At 54.8% G+C, this 20627-nt stretch carries 17 protein-coding genes and 2 pseudogenes; 15 read left to right on the top strand and 4 right to left on the bottom strand.

All coding sequences use genetic code 11. The features are described from left to right. Positions 1 to 523 precede the first annotated feature (523 nt). Complete coding sequence (locus ABEH28_RS24715; RefSeq protein ID WP_065986077.1) at positions 524 to 1084, bottom strand: DUF2867 domain-containing protein; 561 nt, start codon at positions 1082 to 1084, stop codon at positions 524 to 526. Positions 1085 to 1788: 704 nt separating this feature from the next. On the opposite strand from ABEH28_RS24715, the gene ABEH28_RS24710 reads away from it, so the two are divergent. From ABEH28_RS24710 to ABEH28_RS24685, 6 genes are all read left to right on the top strand, one after another. Further along, on the top strand, positions 1789 to 2316 hold the full coding sequence (locus ABEH28_RS24710; protein WP_065986076.1) for a sigma-70 family RNA polymerase sigma factor: 528 nt from the start codon (positions 1789 to 1791) through the stop codon (positions 2314 to 2316). After that, positions 2313 to 3254 (top strand): FecR domain-containing protein, encoded by a 942-nt coding sequence (locus tag ABEH28_RS24705; RefSeq protein WP_065986075.1) that lies wholly within the window; start codon positions 2313 to 2315, stop codon positions 3252 to 3254. Before ABEH28_RS24710 ends, ABEH28_RS24705 begins: the two co-directional genes overlap by 4 nt. A gap of 118 nt (positions 3255 to 3372) precedes the next feature. Then, the gene (locus ABEH28_RS24700) at positions 3373 to 5760 is read left to right on the top strand and encodes a TonB-dependent siderophore receptor (RefSeq protein WP_083232969.1); all 2388 of its coding nucleotides are present in this window, start codon (positions 3373 to 3375) and stop codon (positions 5758 to 5760) included. A 322-nt stretch (positions 5761 to 6082) separates the two neighbouring features. Next, complete coding sequence (locus tag ABEH28_RS24695) at positions 6083 to 7603, top strand: PepSY-associated TM helix domain-containing protein (RefSeq protein ID WP_065986074.1); 1521 nt, start codon at positions 6083 to 6085, stop codon at positions 7601 to 7603. 727 nt (positions 7604 to 8330) lie between these two features. Next, the gene (locus tag ABEH28_RS24690; protein WP_346631339.1) at positions 8331 to 9986 is read left to right on the top strand and encodes a toll/interleukin-1 receptor domain-containing protein; all 1656 of its coding nucleotides are present in this window, start codon (positions 8331 to 8333) and stop codon (positions 9984 to 9986) included. 133 nt (positions 9987 to 10119) lie between these two features. Beyond that, positions 10120 to 11445, top strand: coding sequence for an FRG domain-containing protein (locus ABEH28_RS24685; RefSeq protein ID WP_346631338.1), 1326 nt, complete (start codon positions 10120 to 10122; stop codon positions 11443 to 11445). A gap of 107 nt (positions 11446 to 11552) precedes the next feature. On the opposite strand, the pseudogene ABEH28_RS24680 reads toward ABEH28_RS24685, so the two are convergent. After that, positions 11553 to 12514, bottom strand: a pseudogene (locus ABEH28_RS24680) (tyrosine-type recombinase/integrase). A 187-nt stretch (positions 12515 to 12701) separates the two neighbouring features. Then, the gene (locus tag ABEH28_RS24675; protein ID WP_346631337.1) at positions 12702 to 13907 is read right to left on the bottom strand and encodes an ATP-binding protein; all 1206 of its coding nucleotides are present in this window, start codon (positions 13905 to 13907) and stop codon (positions 12702 to 12704) included. A 202-nt stretch (positions 13908 to 14109) separates the two neighbouring features. Here ABEH28_RS24675 and ABEH28_RS24670 point away from each other — a divergent pair. After that, positions 14110 to 14598 (top strand): annotated as a pseudogene (locus ABEH28_RS24670) (Na+/H+ antiporter NhaA); the annotation flags it as partial. Next, entirely contained in the window at positions 14581 to 14967 is a 387-nt protein-coding gene (locus ABEH28_RS24665; protein ID WP_279615244.1) for a response regulator, read from the top strand. The pseudogene ABEH28_RS24670 and the gene ABEH28_RS24665, both read left to right, overlap by 18 nt. Before the next feature lie 481 nt (positions 14968 to 15448). On the opposite strand, the gene ABEH28_RS24660 is transcribed toward ABEH28_RS24665, so the two are convergent. Further along, the gene (locus ABEH28_RS24660; protein WP_346631336.1) at positions 15449 to 15979 is read right to left on the bottom strand and encodes a glyoxalase superfamily protein; all 531 of its coding nucleotides are present in this window, start codon (positions 15977 to 15979) and stop codon (positions 15449 to 15451) included. A gap of 517 nt (positions 15980 to 16496) precedes the next feature. Here ABEH28_RS24660 and ABEH28_RS24655 point away from each other — a divergent pair. From ABEH28_RS24655 to ABEH28_RS24625, 7 genes are all read left to right on the top strand, one after another. After that, complete coding sequence (locus ABEH28_RS24655; RefSeq protein WP_065986024.1) at positions 16497 to 17159, top strand: site-specific integrase; 663 nt, start codon at positions 16497 to 16499, stop codon at positions 17157 to 17159. 105 nt (positions 17160 to 17264) lie between these two features. Continuing rightward, positions 17265 to 18104, top strand: a complete 840-nt coding sequence (locus tag ABEH28_RS24650; RefSeq protein ID WP_065986025.1) for an abortive infection family protein — start codon at positions 17265 to 17267, stop codon at positions 18102 to 18104. Positions 18105 to 18180: 76 nt separating this feature from the next. Next, the gene (locus tag ABEH28_RS24645; protein ID WP_346631335.1) at positions 18181 to 19077 is read left to right on the top strand and encodes an AAA family ATPase; all 897 of its coding nucleotides are present in this window, start codon (positions 18181 to 18183) and stop codon (positions 19075 to 19077) included. After that, positions 18963 to 19292: an AAA family ATPase gene (locus tag ABEH28_RS24640; RefSeq protein ID WP_346631334.1), complete on the top strand. Its 330-nt coding sequence runs from the start codon at positions 18963 to 18965 to the stop codon at positions 19290 to 19292. Before ABEH28_RS24645 ends, ABEH28_RS24640 begins: the two co-directional genes overlap by 115 nt. Next, on the top strand, positions 19286 to 19576 hold the full coding sequence (locus tag ABEH28_RS24635; RefSeq protein WP_346631333.1) for a hypothetical protein: 291 nt from the start codon (positions 19286 to 19288) through the stop codon (positions 19574 to 19576). Before ABEH28_RS24640 ends, ABEH28_RS24635 begins: the two co-directional genes overlap by 7 nt. Further along, positions 19573 to 19851: a DUF4276 family protein gene (locus tag ABEH28_RS24630; protein WP_244160272.1), complete on the top strand. Its 279-nt coding sequence runs from the start codon at positions 19573 to 19575 to the stop codon at positions 19849 to 19851. Before ABEH28_RS24635 ends, ABEH28_RS24630 begins: the two co-directional genes overlap by 4 nt. 46 nt (positions 19852 to 19897) lie before the next feature. Then, positions 19898 to 20548, top strand: coding sequence for a hypothetical protein (locus ABEH28_RS24625; protein WP_065986026.1), 651 nt, complete (start codon positions 19898 to 19900; stop codon positions 20546 to 20548). Positions 20549 to 20627 lie beyond the last annotated feature (79 nt).

Below are 20627 nucleotides of genomic sequence, written 5' to 3'. Positions count from 1 at the left end.
CGGTAGCCCAACGTCACTGATCAGCAGATCGATACGCGCATTTGACTGGAGTACATTCAGCCCTGCTGCGCTGTCACCTGCCTCGATAGCCATGTATCCGAGGTCTTCCAGGATGTCCATGACCAGCGTCATACGCTCGAATCCAACACCGTTGGGCACGGGTCCCAATCCCAGGTCTCGGCAAACCAGCTTCAATGATCAGAATTTTATCCCGACGGGCGCCTACAACATCGTCACTTCTCATCACAGCCCCTCTAACCCTCCTCGGGCTGAGTCTCCGCACAAGGTCAAGCTGACGATCGTCCGGCAAAGTCCCAGCCTGAAGGACCGGGCTTGCTGGCCTTTCAGGCTGGGAAGTATTGAGTCCCGCAACTGTAGGCTTTCAGTGGGCCTCAAGCATCGCGACTAAGGAAAAAGAGTTAGCCGCGCACCGTGCCGGCCGGCGATATCTTATAAGTGAATGAAGGCAGCTATAAATTCTTCGAAGTGCCGGTTCCCTATACCTCCGAAGTTGCGGTGAATTTTAGCGATGAATCCCGCATACTTCCCGTTTGATGGCTTTAAGCGCACGTCTACGAATCAGCCCGCTGAAGGGGCGTATCAGGTACCAATACAGGCGAAATTGGCGCAGGGCGGCGGCATCAAGGCACTGCACGCGTGTTTCCGTCACAAGACGGGTGACACCGTCACCAAGTTCAGTGGCGCTGAATCCGAGCACTAGACGCGCCGCGCCAGGCTGTTCGAAATGCTTAAAAGTTTCAGCATCCGGGACGGTTTCTTGGCCGTAGTCTAGCTTCCAGAAGCGCCCTGCCAGACCTAATGCGAGAGCTTTATCAGGAATGGTTCCAAGGTTGGTAAAGTTTTCAAGACTGAATGGCGGACGATTGCGAGCGGGAGCATTACCTAGCTTCCAAATTAACCGCTGCGGCATCTCGCGCAACGCGGTCATCGCCCGAACGAGTCGATCTTCGGTACTATCGTAGCTTTCGACAGCCCGCATTACTTGGGCAGCGGTAGCGCAAATATCGAGGGCGTGACGCTCACGAAAATGGTAATGCGGGAGGTAAATATCGAGCAGTTCCATTGCGTTACCTGCGGTTTTCGGCGCCCAACTCTAGCCATCAAGGTGATCGACACGCAAGGGGTATTTCGGCACTAGGGTATGCCTCTCCTCTCTTAACAGGCGACACGATCCGCCCGGCAACTAAACGCAATGACATAATAAGCGATCGCGCTTTATTGACAGCATGCAGGCCCTCTACGAACACAGAAAAAGACGCAAGAGCGCGTGATCAAACCGATGTATAAGGCTTATGCACAGCACGATTGACATTTTTGCTGGTCTATGTGGTGCCGTCCACCCATCGCCGAGTGCTCAAACGTGGCGAAGGCGGCGGCAACTCAGGCGTTGCTCAGGGAAATTAATCACGCAAGATGCAGACCGGTTTAACCAGCGGTGCCCATCGTTTATGTCAAGCTGCCTTTTGGCATGATTTTACAAGTAGAGCGTCAACATGGAGGATATAAACACCCAACTGGTGGTTCTGCTGGTGATAAAGCTTTCGCCGCTCTAGCACTTGGTACTCTTTCTAGCGGGCGTTCATGGCAGAGTCCACGGCGTGGACCGACCAACTCCTGTTGTGGTGTCCGAAATTGTCGTCAAGCGATAGCAAATCTCGGTATCGCCGCCAATCTGGGCGGTCTTTTTCTGTCCTGCCAGTGACTTTTATTGCGAGAGCAGAGTGGGTTTGACAGAATTGAGAACCATTTCCATTAGTGATCTTTTCGATGGCAGTCAATTCCAGTGTCGCTTGCGCCAAGTTGACCGCCCGCCAAAGCCTGCTCCATCAGCTGTTCGGCGATCACCATGGGTGGTTGTTCGACCGGTTGCGGGCGCGATTGGGTTGCCCGAGCGATGCCGCGGACATGGCGTCCGAAACCTTTGCCCACGTGGTAGCACTGGATGATCCACATTCGATTCGCGAGCCACGAGCACTTTTAACGACCATTGCCAAGCGCTTGATGTACGCCAGTTGGCGCCGCCGCGATCTGGAGCGTGCCTATCTGGAGACTTTGGCTGGCGAGCCTGAGCAGTTTGCCCCGTCAGCAGAGCAGCAAGCGCTCGCGGTCGAAGCCTTGGTCGAGATTGATCGTATGCTTGAGGGACTGTCGTCCCGGGCCCGGGCGGCATTTCTGTACAGCCAGCTCGATGGCATGACCTACCTTGAAATCGGCCGCGAGCTGGGGGTATCCGTGCCGCGTGTTCATCAGTACGTGATCCAGGGGCTGCGTGCCTGTTTCGAGGCGCGGCTATGACTGCTGTACTGCCTGCTGCTGTGGATGAAGCCATTGCTTGGATGGCCTATCAGCGTTCCGGGTTTTTCGATGCGCATCAGCAACTGTCTTTCGAGCAGTGGCTTGCGGCCGACCGACACCATCAAGAGGCCTGGCAACAGTTGCAGCTTCGGTTGCAGACCACATTTGCCGGCGTTGACGGTGTGTCGGGCCGAATGTTGGCCAAGGACCGACTGGTTCGTCGTCGTGCCTTTCTGCGAGGGGCGTTGGGGCTATGCGGGTTGGCAGCTGGCAGTTATTGTCTGACCGGCCCGGGGAGGGGGCTGGCGGGACTGCGCTCAGATTTGAGTACCGGCACCGCCCAGCGTGAACGCATCGCTCTGCCAGACGGTTCGTCTCTGCTGCTCAACGCGCAAAGTGCAGTGAACCTGCGTTTCGGGGCACATAAGCGCGATGTTGAATTGCTTGATGGCGGTGTGATTGCCGACGTTCGGGCCAGCGAGCGGGATGCCCTGCGGCTGTGTTCTCGCCTGGGTACTGCGAGCATGGCCGAAGGACGCTGCATGATGATGCTCTTGCCGGGGGAGTCTCGTATCTGGGCGTTGAAGAAAAGCCTGCGGGTAACGCACATCAACGGCTCGGGTGCGACGTTGGCAGAGGGGCAGGGTGTACGGCTGACCGGCAGAGGTATCGAGCCGATCGGCAGGTCCGCGAACAGTGCTTCAGCGTGGTCGCAGGGCATGCTGGAGTCTCACGACCAGACGCTGGCAACGGTCATCGAGGCGTTGCGACCTTATCACCGAGGCGTGTTGACCCTCAGCCCCAAAGCTGCGCGACTGAAAATCTCCGGCGTGTTCAGCCTCGATCAAAGTGAACAGGCGCTGGCTGCAATGGCTGATGTGTTGCCGCTGCGGGTCGAGCATTTCCTGGGGGTCTGGACCCGTGTGTCCCTGAGCTGAGGTCCGCAAGAAAAAATTTTTCAATAGGCTCTTAATATTTCGCTGGCTCATCGCACAAGCAAGACAGTGCTGCGCCGTTTGCAGCTGTTCTGTCCTGACACCGGAGAGTCATTCACCCATGCGTCCTCAGTTCCTTTGCCCTTTGGCCATTGCTGTCAGCATTGTCGTTACGCCTGTAAACATCATTTTTGCTGCAGAGCCGGTCAGCGCGGCGGGACGCCAGATGTACGCCTTGCTCGCAGGTCCTCTGGAGGCGACGCTGATCGCGATCGGTCAGCGCAGTGGTCGTCAGGTGGTGTTCCTGCCGGATGACGTCAGAGGGCGACAGGCCCATGGAGTTTCCGGCCAACTGACAGCAGAGCAGGCCGTCGAGCAGGCACTGCAGGGCAGCGGACTGTCGCTTTTGATTAGTGGCAGCGGCGCGCTGAGCGTGCAGCCGGAAACCGGTGCGCTGATGTTAGGTGTGTCGAACATCGATGCAGTGTCCGATCAGGAATCGGCTTACGGTCCGGTCTATGGCTATGTGGCCAAACGTGCCGCCAGTGCGACCAAGACCGACACGCCACTGATTGAGACGCCGCAATCGATTTCCGTAGTTACCCGCGCCGAAATGGACGACCGCAAGAGTGACACCTTGGCAGATGCCTTGGGCTACACGCCAGGGTTTGTAAGCCAGCCCAATGGTTTCAGCCGGGTGGCGGACGATTACACCTTGCGCGGTTTCAACGTTGGCTCCGGGACTGGCGGTATTCTGCTCGACGGCATGAAATTGCAGTCCAGCGTCTACGATGGCGGCATCGAGCCGTTTGGTTTGGAGCGCGCCGAAGTGCTCAAGGGCGCTTCGTCTGTGCTGTACGGGCAGCTGTCGCCGGGAGGCATGATCAACGCCGTAAGCAAGCGGCCCACCGATACCCCGTTGCATCGGGTCGGCGTCGAATACGGTAGCCATGATCGCAAGCAGTACACCTTCGACCTGGCCGGCCCGCTGGATGAACAGGGTGAATTCTCCTATCGGCTCGACGGCCTGTGGCGCGACGCTGACACGCAGGTAGACCACATTCGCGACGACAAGCGCTACATCGCACCCTCTTTCACCTGGAAGCCGAACGACGATACCTCTCTCACTGTGCTCGCCAGCCACACCGAAGCACTCACCGGGCTGACGCCGCCGCTAACTTACGCCATGACCACCTACAGTCCAAACCCTGGACGCAAGATCGGGCGCGACGATTTTGTGGGCGAGCCCGGTTACGATCATTTCAACAGCCGCATCGATACATTGGGCTACGTGTTCGAACACAGCTTTAGCGACACGCTCAAAGTACGTCACGCCCTGCGCTACTACCAATCCAGGGTTTCCTGGAACTACCTGTTGCCGTTCAGCATTTCCGGTAACACGTTGAACCGCCGTTACAGCGAACGTGAAGAAACCTCCACCGGCTGGACCAGCGACAACAACGTTGAATGGAAGATCGACGCGGGCCGCTGGCGCCACACACTACTGGCGGGTGTGGACTACTACCACAAGACCTACGACACCCATCGCCACATCAGCGCCACAGTGGCGCAACTTGCTCCCCGCCTGAACCTCTCGACCTTTGCCTACACCGGGGTAGGGGCGAACACCGCACCCGAATCCGGGTGGGATATCCACAGCCGTCAGGTGGGTCTCTACCTTCAAGACCAGATCACCTTTGACGATCATTGGGTGTTTCTGTTGGGTGGTCGCCAGGACTGGGCAGAAAGCCGTAATTATTCCTTCGTCAATGGCGACCGTACGCCACGCAGTGACCAGAAACCTACCGGCCGTATCGCGCTGTTGTACCTGTTCGATAACGGCGTAGCGCCCTATGTCAGCTATAGCCAGTCGTTCCAGCCGGCCGATGTTGCCAACCCTGGCGTCGCGGGGACGTTCGACCCGATCGAAGGCGAGCAATACGAGGTCGGCATTCGCTACCAGCCACCGGGCAGCAACACGGTGCTCAGCGCGGCGGTCTACGAGCTGACACAGACCAACGCGATCACCTACAACGCCCTGACCGCGCAGTACGAGCAGTATGGCAAAAGCCGCTCCAAGGGGCTGGAACTCGAAGCCAAGACCGACCTGACTGACACCGTGAGCATGACGGCCAGCTACAGCTATACCGACGCGCATGTCTTGGAAGATAACGTCGTCACCAACATTGGCAAACGCCTTGAAGGGGTGCCTTACCACAACGCCTCGCTCTGGACGGACTATCGTCTGGCTGCGTTCGGTCTGCCGCAGGTCAAGATCGGCGTGGGCGCATTGTACACCGGTACCACCCGCACCACACCGACCGTCACTGATCGCAAGATCCCGGCCTACACCCGCTTTGATGCACGGGTCAGCTATGACATCGACGACCATTGGCAGTTGACTGCCAAGGCCCAGAACCTGACCAATGAGTCGTACCTGTCGTGCAATACCTCGTGCCGCTACGGCGACGAGCGCAGTGTCATCGGCTCTGTGAGCTACCAGTGGTGAGGCATGGCAGGCCCCAGCTGTCCGTTCGCTATAGGTTAGGGGTATTCTCAAGAATCCTCGCAGCGGTGATAGGCGGGTACGCCGTCACCGCGCTGTTCACCGCCTGCCTGGCCATCGGGTTGCCCCTTGTCGTGTTACAGCCTCGCGCCGAGACCGTGTTGGCAGCGACGTTGCCTGCCTTCCTGATTCTGTGCCTTGCAGCCATATGGGTTTTCGCGGCACGCTCGGCCAGGCGCGCCTGGCTGGGGCTGCTTGCCGCGATGTTGCTGCTCGGGGGCGTCTATGGGTGGTTGTCCGCCGTCTCCCTGCCCGGTGATGCGTGATGAAAGAAGGATTGCGTCAAAGCATGGCTTGGCTGCACACCTGGTCGGGGCTGGTTGTCGGCTGGCTGTTGCTGGCTATTTTCATGACCGGCACTGCCAGCTATTACCGCAGTGAAATCACCGCCTGGATGCACCCGGAAATTCGGCCCTCGGCGCCGATCAGCGAGGCCGCTTCACTCAAACAAGCGATGGACTGGTTGGAGCAGTGTGCGCCGGATGCCGCTTCCTGGCTGATTGATCTGCCCACGACGCGTCTGCCTGTGACTCAGGTCATGTGGCAAGGTGCAGGGGAGCGGCGTTACAACAGCGAGTGGCTTGATCCAGCCTCCGCGCAGACGCTAACCCCGCGCAAAACCTTTGGCGGAGACTTCTTTTACGGGTTTCATTTTCAGCTCAGCCTGCCGTCGCAGATCGGCCGCTGGATCGTTGGCGTTGCCAGCATGGCCATGCTCATCGCCATCGTCAGTGGCGTGATTATCCATCGGCGCATCTTCAAGGACTTCTTCACCTTCAGGCCAGGCAAGGGCCAGCGCTCTTGGCTCGATGCGCACAATACTTTGAGTGTGTTAGCGCTGCCGTTCCATGCAGTGATCACCTACACCGGGCTGATCACCTTGATGTTCATGTACATCCCGTGGGGCGTCGATCTGGTCTATGGCCCCGATCGCGCAGCGTTCTTTCGTGACATTCGCGACTTCAGTGCGCCGCAGGTGCCGGCGCTCGGGAGGGCCGTTTTGGCCTCGCCCGAAACCCTCATTCAGCAAGCCCGGCAGCATTGGGGTCAAGAGCATATTGCTCGTGTGTCGATCACTGCGCCGGGAGCCGTCAATGCCCGCGTCGAGCTGTTCAGGGACACCCTGGATCACGTCTCATCGCAGCCGCAACGGCTGGTGCTGGACGGCGTGGGTGGTGAGTGGGTCGGCACGAATCCGTCAACGGGGCCCGTCAAGGCTTTCTACGGTGTGATGTACGGGCTGCACTTGGCGCATTTCGCCGATCCGCTGTTGCGTGTGTTGTTATTTCTCAGTGGGCTGGGCGGCTGCGCGATGATTGCCACAGGGCTGCAGCTGTGGGTGGTCAAACGCAGAGGCAATTCAAGGCGTGGGGTCTATCGGCATATTGAAGGCCTGAACATCGCGGCAATGCTCGGACTGCCCACGGCGATGGCTGCGTTTCTCTGGGCCAACCGGCTACTGCCCGGCGATATGCCCGCTCGGGATATTCGTGAAATACAGGCCTTTTTCTGCACCTGGCTGCTAACGCTACTGCACGCTCAAATGCGGTTGACCCAACATGCCTGGCGAGAGCAGGCAATGCTGTGTGCGTTGACGTGTGGTGGTTTACCTGTGCTCGATATCCTCACAGGTCCCAATCCAATAAACGGGCTGAACCTGGTCTGCGGACTGCTGGGAATGAGTTTTGCGGTTGTGGCCTGGCGGCTCTACCAACCAGCGCAGCAGTGCATACCGCAAACTCGTGCGCCGGGTTCAAGGCCCCCCCGAAGCGAGAGGCATTCATGAGCCTGCTGACATGGAGCGCTTTGCTATACGCGGCCCTGACGGCCTTGTGCCTGTCGCTAAACAGACACTACCGTGACGTCTTTAACAACCGACCGATATGGCCCAGCCAGCGGGCGTTGCGTTGGTTGGGGTTCACTGGCATTGCGGGATCGTTACTCTTTTGTATAGCGAGTGCGCCAGATGGCCGATCATGGGTCATGTGGTTCTGCACATTCGCGGTGTTGAGCTGCACTATTAGCATGGGATTGGCTTATTTCCCGCGTTTCATTTCGCTGGCCGGGAAGACAGCGGTGACGGTGTTCTTAACGGCTGTGACCATCGAGTTTTCTTTTTGAGAGGTTTGACGCTGCACTGACCGTCCGCTATCGACCCAAAGCAGCCGCTCGACCTCAAGGCCTTTGCCAGTTACTAGCCGCGGAGAACGGACTTTACGTTAAATTCTGAGGCCCTTTCGGCTAGTGCTTCTCTGGACAGCCATAAAACAGCAGGGGAGATCGCAGCAGGCTGCGGGTTCTTGGCGGTTGGCAAGCCGCGATGCTCGAGCTGGGCGTGCCAGGCGAGGACTTGCGATCAGGTCAACACATGAAATTCATCGGCTGATGCAAAACCCGCAAAACCCCAAAAGTCTCTAGGTCATTTTCGCAGACTCGTTGTGTCCGAGGGTTGTCATGTTTGCAAACCACTGGACTGCGAGGGTACCTGGGCCAAATCTCGCCACTCGACCTATGTGAGCCGTCCCTACTCCAACCAACAATTGGACTGGTCAGGAGGCTGGGCCAACAGCGGGGCCAGAGCAATAGCAGAAACACATCGAAAAAAGCTTGAGGAAATGCATCGTTTAGACGAAGCTTTTGAGGCGTCTATCTGTAGCAACTTACCGTTCCCAGTTGTAATCCCTAAAAAAGAAAAGGATGTCGCCGTGAATTCCACGATAACCCCCAAGGTCTTTATTTCTTACAGTTGGTCCTCGGAAGAACACGAGCAATGGGTAGAAGAACTTGCTACAGAGCTGATTCAGGCTGGGATCAAGGTAGTACTGGATAAATGGGATTTAAAGCCGGGACACAATGCCTTCGCTTTCATGCAGCAGATGGTTAACGACCCTACTATAGATAAAGTTTTAGTGGTCTGCGATGAGGTATATTCTCGCAAAGCCAATGAATTGGGATCTAGCGGGGTATCTACCGAAACTCAAATTATTTCACCGATTGTTTATTCCAACGCACGCCAAGAGAGATTTGTTGCAGTAGTTACTCAGAGAGATGAGTTTGGCAAGGCATTTTTACCTACCTATCTTACGTCTAGCTTTTATCTAGATTTTAGTAATGCTGCCCAGAAAAGTGAAAGCTTCGAAAAGCTTGTTAGGTTCGTTTTCGGGCAGCCTGCTCATAGAAGACCTAACTTAGGAAAGCCGCCATCTTATATCACCGCCCCTAATACACCTTCATTGGGTACTACTGTTGCATTTAACCGAGCAATAAGCGCGCTGCGTGACGGTAAGAACTATGCTGACGGCGCTGTAGAAGAGTTTTTTAGTCGGTTTATTGAAGGGCTATCGGAATTCAGGGTTACATATGCAGGGGGTGATATTGAGAACAAGGCGGATCTAACCTCTGACAGTCTTGCTATGTTGCTTCCATACAGGAATGAAGCGGCGCAACTCTTCTCAGCTCTCGCGAAGTACGCCCCAAATGAGACAGCCGCTAAGAATGTTCACCGTTTTTTCGAAAATCTAATTCCATACATGTTTCCTCCCACTCAGAGTACCTACCACGATTGGGATGCCGATAACTTTAAGTTTCTAGCTAGAGAGCTTTACCTGCATCTGGTTGCGGCTTTTATTATGCAGGAAAAATTCATAGATCTAGACCAGATCCTGTCCAATAATTTTTTCGTAAAGGACGGTAATTCGCGGTTCCAGAACAGTCTTTGCGACTTCAGCGTGCTCTGCTGGGCTATTAATTCCTTGGAGTATAAGAATAAGGCCCAGCAAATGGGCAAAACCAGCCTGACTGCAACGATTCTAAACGAACGATCCGGAGTCTCTGGAATCTCTTTTCGCGATCTAATGCAGGCTGACTTTTTGCTCTATATTCGCAACCACATAAATTTGGTAAAAGGGTTTGATAGTCCTTCGGCTAGGTGGTGGCCTGATACTGCTGTCTATGTGGGACACTTTGCAGAAACTTTTGAAATATTTGTTAGAGCTTCTTCCGACCGTTACTACCAGCGGATCAAGCCACTTCTAGGAAATATAGACAGCACTCAATTCAAAGAGTTAATCAGGCAAATGGTAGAGGACAAAGTTCTGCCGCGATTTGGATGGGACACGTTACCGGTTGTCCAACTCACGGGGCTTGAACAGTTAGCCAGCCGTCCATGAATCAGTTGCGATCAAACGCACCGCGCGTTCCTTGGCATGGGAGCACAGAATTGGGCGTATCAGCACTGCCAAACGAGCCTGAATGCGATCTTACAGATGGCTCCACCGGCGTCCTCATGGGAATTTCTAGCATATGTTTAACCTTCTAGTAACGGCTCGAAAAGGCGCTTGGGAATCACCTGGCTATTTATACGACAGAAGCCGGTTCCTTGAATACACGAGTGATGACATCGCTGCGAGCTTCCAAGAACTCAAGGAACCGCAGCTAAAAGCTCTAATGGAACTGCCGTGCCTATTTGCTTACGAAGGCGTTCGAGAGTCAGTACGTGTGGGACGGCTCACAGTCAAATTGCGTGACAATGGAAGAACGATGTATGTCCAACCCTTGATTGATGAAAGTATACCGCCTATAGGCTTCGCGCTCATTGAACCGCTTCAGGACGCTCTAGATATTAGAGACTGGGAGATCAATCGCACACACTGGGCGATAAAAGATCAAGATCTCTTCGAGGTGTTACGATACGCAAATCTTATTCCAGGGAATTCAGAGTACTCAAAAATCACGAAAGCTGACCTACCGCCTGTTTCCAGGCCAGAATTTCGCGCTGACAGCGTAGGTGCTTTCATTGAGCACGTACTCCATCTCAATCATGGCGGTCGATCAGTCTTTTATCGAGGTCATTCAAACAGCAAAAAATACCGACTTGAGCCATCGATTTTCCGAAAAGATGAGCGTGGCAATTTTATCTACCGGGATGTCGAGGATCGGATGTATCGCGAACTCCTTGTCTCTAATTCTGTGGACTTTAGCGGCGATGTTTACACACTCGACCGTCTTGTACGGATGCAGCACTATTCACTGCCCTCTAGATTGTTAGATATCACGTCTAATCCACTTATTGGATTGTATTTTGCTTGCAAAAGCAATCCCGATGTGGAAGGCGAGGTAATCGTGTTGACCATGGAACAAGGCCAGATAAAATATTTTGACTCCGACACGGCTAGCTGTATCGCTAACCTAACGCGAGTTTCAATGGAGTCAAGAGACGCTATAGATTTCAGCAGTAATGATATTAGGAAGTTCAACAGGCAGAAGCCAATAAAGCAATTACTGCATTTCATAAAGGAGGAGAAGCCCTTCTTTGAAGGGCGATTGGAGCCCCGCCACCTCCGGTCTGTTATTTGTGTGAAAGGTAAGCACACCAATAGCAGGATCGCTTTTCAGTCAGGTGCATTTTTACTTTTCGGGGATGAGGCTTTTTTAGATGAGGACGGCACACCTGATATTTCTGTCAAGCGTATCGCAGTGACGAATAAAAAGGATATTTTACGAGAGCTTGATCAGCTTAGTATCAACGAAAGCACGGTGTTTCCATACATTGAAAACTCCGCTAGGTATATTGCCCAAAAATTCGCCTTTCGAGATGTTGATTCTTCTTCTTGCAGTGATGAACTGTGATACTTACCGATCATTCTAAAAACCGCAATTAGATCAATGCGATTTATAAATTTATCCCTATTGGCGTACGAATCGCCGTCTCGACATTGCCGGTTCCCTAGTTGCCGTTAGTATTTAACCTTGTAGGTCGGTGAATCCTCCGGCCGGTTCTCTCGCCGATCATAGATCTTGGTCGTGCTGATATTGGCATGTCCGAGCCAAGCCTGGACCTTGGCGATGTCGGCTTCGTGCTCCAGGGCATTGGTGGCTGCAGTTGCTCTGAGTCCATGGACCCCCAAGCCGTCGACCTCAATGCCGGCCTTTTTCGCGTGGGCTGCGACCACCGTATAGATGCCGTTGGCCGTGATGCCGGCACCTGTTAGCTTGCCCCGCAACGGTATGAACAGCGGCACCTTCCTGTCCACCAGATGATGCCCTGAGCTTTCTAGGTACTGGTGAATGCGGCCGGCCGCGACCGGATGCAACGGCAGGTATCGCACCTTGCCGCCCTTGCCATGCACCTTCAAATGCTGAATCCCGCGGCGGTCTTGGATGTCGCTCACCTGCAGCAGCGCCGCTTCTTCGCGGCGCAGCCCGTGATAAAGAAGAACCGCCAATAGCGCCCGATCGCGCAGCCCTTTAAGGGTCGTTTCATCCGGCGCCTCGAGCAGCGCTTTGGCCTGGTGATCACCCAGTGCCGGTGTCTTGCCTTCGTTGCTTTCAATCTTCGGTCGTTTTACCCGTGCACGGGATTGCCGCCGGCGATCGCATTGCTTTCCAGGAGGTGATCAAAGAGGCTGGCCAGCGCCGCCAATTTGCGCCGGATCGTGGCTCCGGCCAAACCGCGATGCTCGAGCTGGGCGCGCCAGGCCAAAACATGTGATCGGGTCACGACGCGAAATTCATCGGCCGAAGCCAATCCGACAAAACCACAGAAGTCCTCCAGGTCATTTTGGTAGGCACGTCGTGTTCGAGGGTTGTCCAGGTTGGCAAACCACTCGACCGCGGCCGGAACCTTGGCCAGCGTCTGAAATTCGACCGACGTGAGCCGACGCTGATCATTCCGATGGGCTTTCGTCAGTTCCTGCATAGCGTTCTCGTACTCGGCTCGTTCGTGATCATTGGCCATGGCTTCAGTCACGGAATCAGCATCAAATGCAGCAACCGCCTTCGAAACCGATAAACGGCAATAATTGGTGATAACGTATTTCTTACACCGGCAAGTAAGGCCAGCCTAGCCAGCTAGCCTGATTGATTGCGGGCAAACCTGCTCTGTCTCAGATGACCGCGTCGACCTCTGGAAGAACGTCTCTCGGCATGAACAGCGAAAAAGTTGTGCCGTGGCCTTCCTGGCTCTCAACCGTAAGGCATCCTCCCGCCTGGATGACATACCCGTAGACCATCGTCAGGCCGAGACCTGTGCCTTTTCCCTCTTCTTTGGTTGTAAAGAAGGGTTCGAAGATCCGCTCGATAAGCGCCACAGGCATTCCGGTGCCCGTGTCAGACACCTGAATTCGCACACACGATTGACCGGTTACCAGTAGGGAGCCCTTGGCAGCCATCTGTTCACTGACATCTACATTGGAGGTGCGAATCGAAATGGTGCCCCCTGCTGGCATCGCATCCCGGGCGTTGACCATCAGATTGAATACGGCGCTTTCCAGTTGGTGTGGATCGACCTTCGTCAGCCAAAGGTTGGACGCCAACTCAGTCTCATATAAGACCTTTGATCCCAAGCTTCCACGACCAAGCTCAATTAGCGAAGTGATTAACGGATTCACATTGATCACTTCTGAACCCAGCTTGTGCCGTCTGGAAAAAGCCATAAGCCGGGCTGTCATCGCACTCGCGGTCTGGGACGCGCGCAGTGCATTGGCCAGATGCTTCTTTGCATGGTCGGGCTTATCGTTTTTAAGGTAATGCTCAGCGAGACTTGCCGAGCCCGTTACGGCCGTCAGCATGTTGTTGAAGTCATGCGCGATGCCCGTGGTGAGCTGGCCTACGATTTCCATCTTCTGAGCCTGAAACCGATCGCTGATCATCTGGACCCTCTCTTCCTCACGCTGCCTAAGGAAGGTGACGTCCTGCACGCAATTAACGAAGCCGATCTGGTCTCCACCTTCGTCAAAAAGAGGCGTGACGTTTGCAATAACGTTGCGACGGCTACCGTCACGCCGCTCAACGATCACATCGACATTCAGTGCGGGCTCACCTGTGGCCAGAACCTGCACCATTGGCGTCTGGTCATGGGGCAGGTAGGTGCCGTCACCTGCATAAAGTCTGTGAGCGCCGCAGAACTTCACCTCGGGATCACCCTTGACTGGGGTCTCTCCCCAGATCTCTGCTGCTTTGAGGTTGTAAGCAACAACGACGGCATTTCGATCGCAGATATAGAGCCCGACGGGAAGGTGTTCAATCAGATCCTGGCTGTAACGAGCGTTCCAAGGACCTTGTGTAATCCGGCGATCAGAATTAAGCGCCATGGTGTACCTGTGCGTTGAGAAGCATGCAGCCGGATGGCCGACCTGCATTGTCTCAAGTTCCTGCAGGAATCAGGAAGCAGGAATCCTCTAAACTTTGCGATAGCCCTTAGCCCGTGCGTACAATTCACCTGGGTGCGTAAAGCGATGTGCTGATCCGCAAGTTAAATTCCAATATCGGTCGGGCCGCCGGTGAGGAATACCCGTGCCTGCGCCAAATACGCCCGCATCGACTGTTATCCCCCGGCCGCAAATCCTCACCAGCCGAGCATTGGCTGCGGTCGAGCGATTCAGTCATATCGAAGCCCTCAGTGGCGTCGTTCTTGTACTCGCCGCTATCGCTGCACTGCTCTGGGCCAACAGCTCGCCCAGCCTTTCCTATGAAACCTTCTGGCACACCCCAGTCGCCATCACCATCGGATCCTTTAGCGTGGGTCAGTCGCTGCACTTCTTGGTCAATGACGGCTTAATGACCATCTTCTTTCTCGTGGTCGGAATGGAGATTCGTCAAGAGATCCAAGACGGCGCTCTGTCGAACGCAAAGCTGGCAACGCTCCCGTTAGGTGCGGCACTGGGTGGTGTGCTAGTCCCAGCAGGAATCTACCTTGCTTACAACATGGGTACGGCGTCTGCACACGGTTGGGCGGTCCCGACCGCAACCGATATCGCGTTCGCCGTGGGAGTTCTTGCTCTGCCCGATGATGAGGATTGCAGCGATGTCGTCGATGATTGCAAGAGCCAGACGATCATGACCGATGTCTTGGAAATGGACGGGCATGAGGTCCAGGCGTTTTGCGAAGCTGATTCAGCCTGGAATCACATTCAGAGCTACGGCTTTAACGCCGATTTGCTGATTACCAACCTCAGAATGCCAGGGACGATCGATGGGATTCAGCTAGCCCTCAACGTACACGCGCTGCTACCACTGATGCCTGTGGTTGTGGCATCCGGGTTCCATGCCGCTGCTGATAGCTTGGACGGTGATCACGTGTATTGGCTACAAAAGCCGTACGGCCTTGATCAGCTGCGGGAGCTTTGTCACAAGCTCACTCCCCACAGCTGAGATAGCGAAGTGGAACGTCCGTACGCTTTGTTGCGTGCCGTCCACTGCTCTATTCAGGCAAGGCTGGGAAAGAAGGCTGGCACCTACAACTGTTTGGCTGAATTTTTTCCTCGGTTCTAAAGCTTGAACTGCCCAACCAGCGTGTTAAACGACATAGCCACCGGTTCGAGATCAGTATCGACAAGAACGTCGAGAAGACTTTCACCGCCGAGAACCTGATCGTGGCCGACGCGAACGCTGCACACATCGATCTGGTGGGTCTTGCCCCTGCCCATGTGCATCCGACGGGCTGACCCCAGAGGCTTGGCAGTGGCCTAGGTCTTGACACGCGTGACTCTTCAGATTTCCATTGCCCTGATAACGGCTGCAATGGGTCGAAAGCGGTCAGCCACGACCGGCCGCTTTCGACCCATTGCAGCCGGTTGTGACAGGTCTCAACCGACCCAAAGCGGACTGGGTTTCCCCAGCCCGCAAACTATGATCAGCTTTGGCAGAACCGAATTCGATTGCCGAATGGGTCGTAGACTTCCAGCACTTGCCCCCAGTCTTGCTGAACTATATCTGGTCGTCCGTATCCGTAGCGTTTGCCCTGCAATTCGTCGCGCAGCAGTTCGATATTTTGCATCGGAACAAATACGGTCGATCCCGGGCTCGCATCGCCATGATGTTCGGAAAGATGGAGTTGCAGGCCGTTTCGACTGATTCCCAGGTATAGCGGCAGATCTGCTTCAAATCGGTGCTCAAATTCGACGCTGAACCCTAGAAAATCAAGGTAAAACTGGCGCGCCTTGGCTTCGTCAAACATCCGCAATATCGGGATGGCTTTGTCGAAGCTTATAACGGGTTGGGCCAGCTCATAGGGAAGCATCGCAGACGCGGTGTTCCAGTCATTGAAGCCCAATTGATGTGCTACCAGTTCAAGCGCCGTTGAGTGAGACGCCTCTTGATTGCGCGCCTCAAGCGAGGCACGCAGCCTCTTGGCCATCTGCTTGGCTTGTTCGATTGAAAACATCGTTCCTCCTGTAACCGAGGCATTCTGGTGCTCGCATTGCCAAACCTCGATTCTCAAGAGTTGCGACAGGATTTGGGAGGAGAAGAAATGCTTTCACCTTTCCTTTCAGGAGCGAGCGGCGGGCAGCATCAGCCCGCCCAGATAATACACGGCGGCTCCCACCAGCGAAAGTTGTCTCGATTGCATGTCTCCGGCACGAATAATCAGTCTGCTTTGGGTCGAAAGCGGTCATCCACTGCCGACGGCTATCGACTCAAGCCGCGCTCAGCCCTTCGGCATCTTGCTGCGTCTTCACTGCGCGTAGCGGCATATCCGTTAAATAGGCCTCCGGACTTTGCGTGAAGTCTGGGGGCCTTCTGTGGAAGGCCACAACTGACTCACGAGAAAGCAGCTGCAGAAGGACGGGGATCCCAAATTTCCGTGTACACCAGATACATCGAGCAGGCCGGGCTATCCCCGGCCTATTTGTTGACGTACTATGTCAGGATTGATGGCAAATAAGCATTTAGAGTGAAGTATGCCCAAGGCGATCGTTATCGAAGATGAGCAGTTAGAACACGCTGTACGGGTCGCCAAAGTGAGCAGCCCGGAGAATGGCGGTCGTGATGCGGCGCTACTGCTTACATGCTTTGGCACCGGCATGACCGTGACAGAGATCTGCCGCCTTCGCGTGAGCGACTACCTGACAGAATCCGGCACTGTGCTGATCGACTCCCTGGTGCGTGCAGAAATCGCCTACAACCATCGCTCCAGGCCGTTGTGCTGGACCAGCAAGAAGTTGACTAATGCCATAGACGCGCACCTTGCCGAACGCCTCGCGCGTGGTCACGGCGTTTCAACCAGAGTGATGGCCTTTCGTGGACTTGATCCTGACTCGCCGTTGTTCGTGTCCGGTCGCACTGGCGAGGGGTTGAAGATCAGCGCTCAGAAGCGTGACGGTAAAACGTACTACAGCGCGAACCAGCTCAGCCGACTCTATACACGCCTGTTCAGCATGGCCGGGATCGAGGGGGCCAGCGCACAGTCTGGACGCCGCACACTTGCGGTCAAGTTGAAACGCCGCGGCATCGACTTACGGCACATCAGCGAGATATTGGGCATCGAGAGTTTGGAAGCGGTCAAGAAGCTATGCGCAGGTGATCCAGCCCGTCTGGGCGACATAGTGCGGAGAATTATTTGATGTTGGTTCAAAGATTGACCCCGGAGGATTTCAAAGCCGAGTACCTGCGCTGGAGGTGGAGCGGCAAGAAATCGATCACCCACTGTATGGCCGAGTTCTCTGATTATGAATAAGTTTCCGGTACCCGCCTTCGTACTCGCTGCGGTCGCTGACGCGGTAGCAGAGGCCGAAACTCACGCAAGCTTAGATAGCTTATTTATGTACGCAGAAGCACCTGGCGATCCTCCCGAGGGAAGCAAGCCGGTAAAGGCGCTTGACTGGTTGAGACGAGTAAACAAGGAGAGTGGCGACCGCGCGCTTTCGATTATTGGGCGAATTGTCGAAAAATATCTGGATGCCCCGGAACCCAGTGCCTCCTTTTGGCAACCCGAAGCTGCCGTTGAGGCGCATAAGTTGAGGGTGAAAAAAATCAAGGACGCGCTGGCCAGAGCTGGTTTCTCATATAGCTCTGGCGGAATTCTTAGCCATGGACAAGGTATTGCTACAAAATCTCTGGCAGAGCTAGTTAAGGCTCGGAACCTAGAAGTGATTGATTTTGAATTCGATCGGGCTCTGAAAAATGTCGTGGCAAGCCCAAGAGAAGCAGTATCAGCGGCGTGCAACATATTAGAAACGATTTTCAAAATTTATATTGAGGAACACTCACACCTCTCAATGCCAGCCAAGCAGGACCTTCAAGCAGTGTGGAAGGTCGTTAAAGCAGATCTTGGACTAGATGCATCGATCATAGAGGAGCGCGATCTTCAGGAGATTATTAGTGGAATCATGGCCACAGTGAATGGGATCGGTGCGCTGCGCACGCATGGAAGCTCAGCACATGGTCCGGTGAAGCGACCTTACAGATTAAAACCTAGACACGCTCGGTTAGCAGTGCATGCAGCACACACCATTGCCGCTTTCGTTCTTGAAACTTGGGACGAGCGAGCCGCAAAGGTGGAGGGATGATTGTAATAGGCGGCGATGACTACAACGGCGCGAAAGCGTGGGTCGCCATTGATCCAGATGCACCATAGGAAACCTAATGAATATCCGCAAATTGCATATCAAGGGCTACAAGAGCGTGGCCAATTTGGTGCTGCAGGACGTATCGCCACTGCTGGTGTTCGCTGGGGCCAACGGCTCTGGGAAGAGCAACATCGTCGATGCACTGGCTTTTCTCGGTGCGGTGGTCAAATTCGGCGCGCTACAGGCCCGTACGCAGTTTGGCGGTTTTTCACAGATCCATTGCTTCAAGTATCGCAAGGAGCAGCGCACGACGATCAGCTTCTCGATGGTTCTGGAGCTGGCCGGGAGTCTGTACGACTACACCATCAGTATCCATTCCTTGAACAAGGCACCGCAGATTGCTGAGACGCTAAAGGTCGATGGCCGCCTAGTGATCGACCGTCGAGGCAACGATACCAAGTTGCAACTCACCGAGGCGGACGGTTTGCAGAGTCTGCCGGATTACCCTAAGGATATGACCGCACTGATGCTGCTGGGGCAAAGCCCGCTGTATGTTTTTTTGGCTAACATTAAAGTGTTCCGTTTCGATCCGCTGGCGGCCAAGGAACCATCCAGCTCGACCACCGATACTAGTGAGCTGGACGCCCACGGTAAGAATGTTGCGTCCATGCTATCGGTACTGCAGAGAGATGCGGACTTTCGCGAACAAGTGCTGGAGTGGCTGGAGCTGATCGTGCCTGGCATGGAGAACGTCTCCACCGAGCAGCAGCGCCTTGATGGTTCTACGGTAATTACCTTTAAAGAAACCAGCACGAAAACTCGTTCCCGGCCAAGCTGGTGTCAGACGGCACCATCTTTGTGCTGTGCATTCTCACTGCTGTGCTCAGCCGCGCCCACAAGAGTGGTATCACAATCATCGAAGAGCCCGAGCGCGGTATTCACCCAAAGGCGATTGGTGAGCTGGTGCAACTGATGAGGGAAAGCGCCTCGGTCGATCATCCGATTTTTCTGACCACCCACAGCGAGTCGATCGTCAGAAGTCTGGAAACGCCGGAGTTGTATTTCGTCAGCAAGGCGGACGGCAAAACCCAGGTGCAGACAGCGACCAGTGCCTGTGTGGACAAGAAGCAAATCCCGCTGGATACCGCCTGGCTAAGCAATCTGTTTGACGGGGGGCTGCCATGGTGAAGGCAGGCTTTATTGTAGAAGGGGCCAGCGAAAGGATCGTGGTCGAATCGCCAATGTTCAGGGAGCTGCTACGCGCCTGTGGTTACGAGCTGATCACTCCAGTGGTCGATGCTAAGGGCGGTGGCAACCTGTTACCGCAGAACATCAATGCCTTCATCGCCCGGCTGGATACTGCCGGTGCAGAGCGGATCTTCGTGCTGACTGATCTGGAGGACGAGGCTCAGGTAGCGACGGTGCGTGAGCGGGTGGCGCATCAGCGTATCCACTTGCCTTCATCGCCGTGAAGGCACTGGAGGCCTGGTATCTGGCCGATAGCGTGGCGATGAATGCTTGGTTGGGTACGGACGACTTTCATGAGTCTAACCCTGAAGCTACTCCAGATAAACCTTGGGAGCGGCTCAAACAGGTCGCAGCGGAACGCGGTAAGCGCGGCCCTGGCAGCAAGGTGGCATTTGCCACAAAGGTTACTAAGTACTGGGGCTTTACTATTGAAAATGCCTCTGCGCATCCCGCCTGCCCTAGCGCACAAGAACTGATCGAATACTTCCGCACGGTGTGAAGAGTACTGAGCTGATACGTAGGAAGACAGTTAAAGGAAACGCAGAATGAAAGCCGTCATGAATGAGTCGTGTCCGTTTGTAGCCGGCTTACCCGCAGACCATTACGGGGTCCATATTGGGAACGAAATGGACGCTCGCCGCCTGCTCTACTTGGCTGGAAAAATTGGGGCTGAGAAGGTTACCAGGAGCGCTTCTAGGTACACCGAAAAATATCCGGGTGAGCGGATCTACGTTTCAACCCTGCTCAAACGATACGGTGTAAAGGTTCCAACGCAAGTCTATGCGCCAGTAAACGTTCCGCTTTATCGGGTGTATATGCTTCTTCATTTAGCCAGTTCGAGCATCAAAATCGGCTATTCAGGTGACTGGATACAGCGTGCCCTAGCCTTCGAATGCGAGTTCGACCTTGACCGCAGCATTAGCTTTTCCTTTCACGACAAGGCGAGCGCTCTAGCGGCCGAAAGCTACCTGAAGCGCCTGTTTGATTGGGCGAGAAAAGAGCCACCAGCAGTACCATATGGAGCTGGCGGGCGTAAGGAATGGTTCGATGCAGCCATTTACCACGAAGCATTGACTGTCATATCCACTTTCGAGACGCCAAAACCCCGCAAACCGCTGACGTTGAGAATCGCTCATGACTACGACATTGGCAGATCGCTGGGGATTGATGATTTAAACCGCGATATAGCCCACTGATTGTCAGATAAGGTCACGGCACAAGCAGAGTAGGAAAAATCGCTTCCAAAATGTTGCCGATGTGGAAAAAAAGTAAGCG

Source organism: Pseudomonas sp. Ps21-P2, from assembly GCF_039672565.1.
In the GTDB taxonomy this organism is placed as follows: Bacteria; Pseudomonadota; Gammaproteobacteria; order Pseudomonadales; family Pseudomonadaceae; genus Aquipseudomonas.
Note: the sequence above shows the minus strand (reverse complement) of the source record. Positions and strands in the feature narration are given on the sequence as shown.

Coding starts and splice junctions, on each gene's coding strand:
- ABEH28_RS24715 (WP_065986077.1), bottom strand. CDS start 1,084: ATGGAACTGCTCGATATTTACCTCCCGCATTACCATTTTCGTGAGCGT.
- ABEH28_RS24710 (WP_065986076.1), top strand. CDS start 1,789: ATGGCAGTCAATTCCAGTGTCGCTTGCGCCAAGTTGACCGCCCGCCAA.
- ABEH28_RS24705 (WP_065986075.1), top strand. CDS start 2,313: ATGACTGCTGTACTGCCTGCTGCTGTGGATGAAGCCATTGCTTGGATG.
- ABEH28_RS24700 (WP_083232969.1), top strand. CDS start 3,373: ATGCGTCCTCAGTTCCTTTGCCCTTTGGCCATTGCTGTCAGCATTGTC.
- ABEH28_RS24695 (WP_065986074.1), top strand. CDS start 6,083: ATGAAAGAAGGATTGCGTCAAAGCATGGCTTGGCTGCACACCTGGTCG.
- ABEH28_RS24685 (WP_346631338.1), top strand. CDS start 10,120: ATGTTTAACCTTCTAGTAACGGCTCGAAAAGGCGCTTGGGAATCACCT.
- ABEH28_RS24675 (WP_346631337.1), bottom strand. CDS start 13,907: ATGGCGCTTAATTCTGATCGCCGGATTACACAAGGTCCTTGGAACGCT.
- ABEH28_RS24660 (WP_346631336.1), bottom strand. CDS start 15,979: ATGTTTTCAATCGAACAAGCCAAGCAGATGGCCAAGAGGCTGCGTGCC.
- ABEH28_RS24655 (WP_065986024.1), top strand. CDS start 16,497: ATGCCCAAGGCGATCGTTATCGAAGATGAGCAGTTAGAACACGCTGTA.
- ABEH28_RS24650 (WP_065986025.1), top strand. CDS start 17,265: ATGAATAAGTTTCCGGTACCCGCCTTCGTACTCGCTGCGGTCGCTGAC.
- ABEH28_RS24645 (WP_346631335.1), top strand. CDS start 18,181: ATGAATATCCGCAAATTGCATATCAAGGGCTACAAGAGCGTGGCCAAT.
- ABEH28_RS24635 (WP_346631333.1), top strand. CDS start 19,286: ATGGTGAAGGCAGGCTTTATTGTAGAAGGGGCCAGCGAAAGGATCGTG.
- ABEH28_RS24625 (WP_065986026.1), top strand. CDS start 19,898: ATGAAAGCCGTCATGAATGAGTCGTGTCCGTTTGTAGCCGGCTTACCC.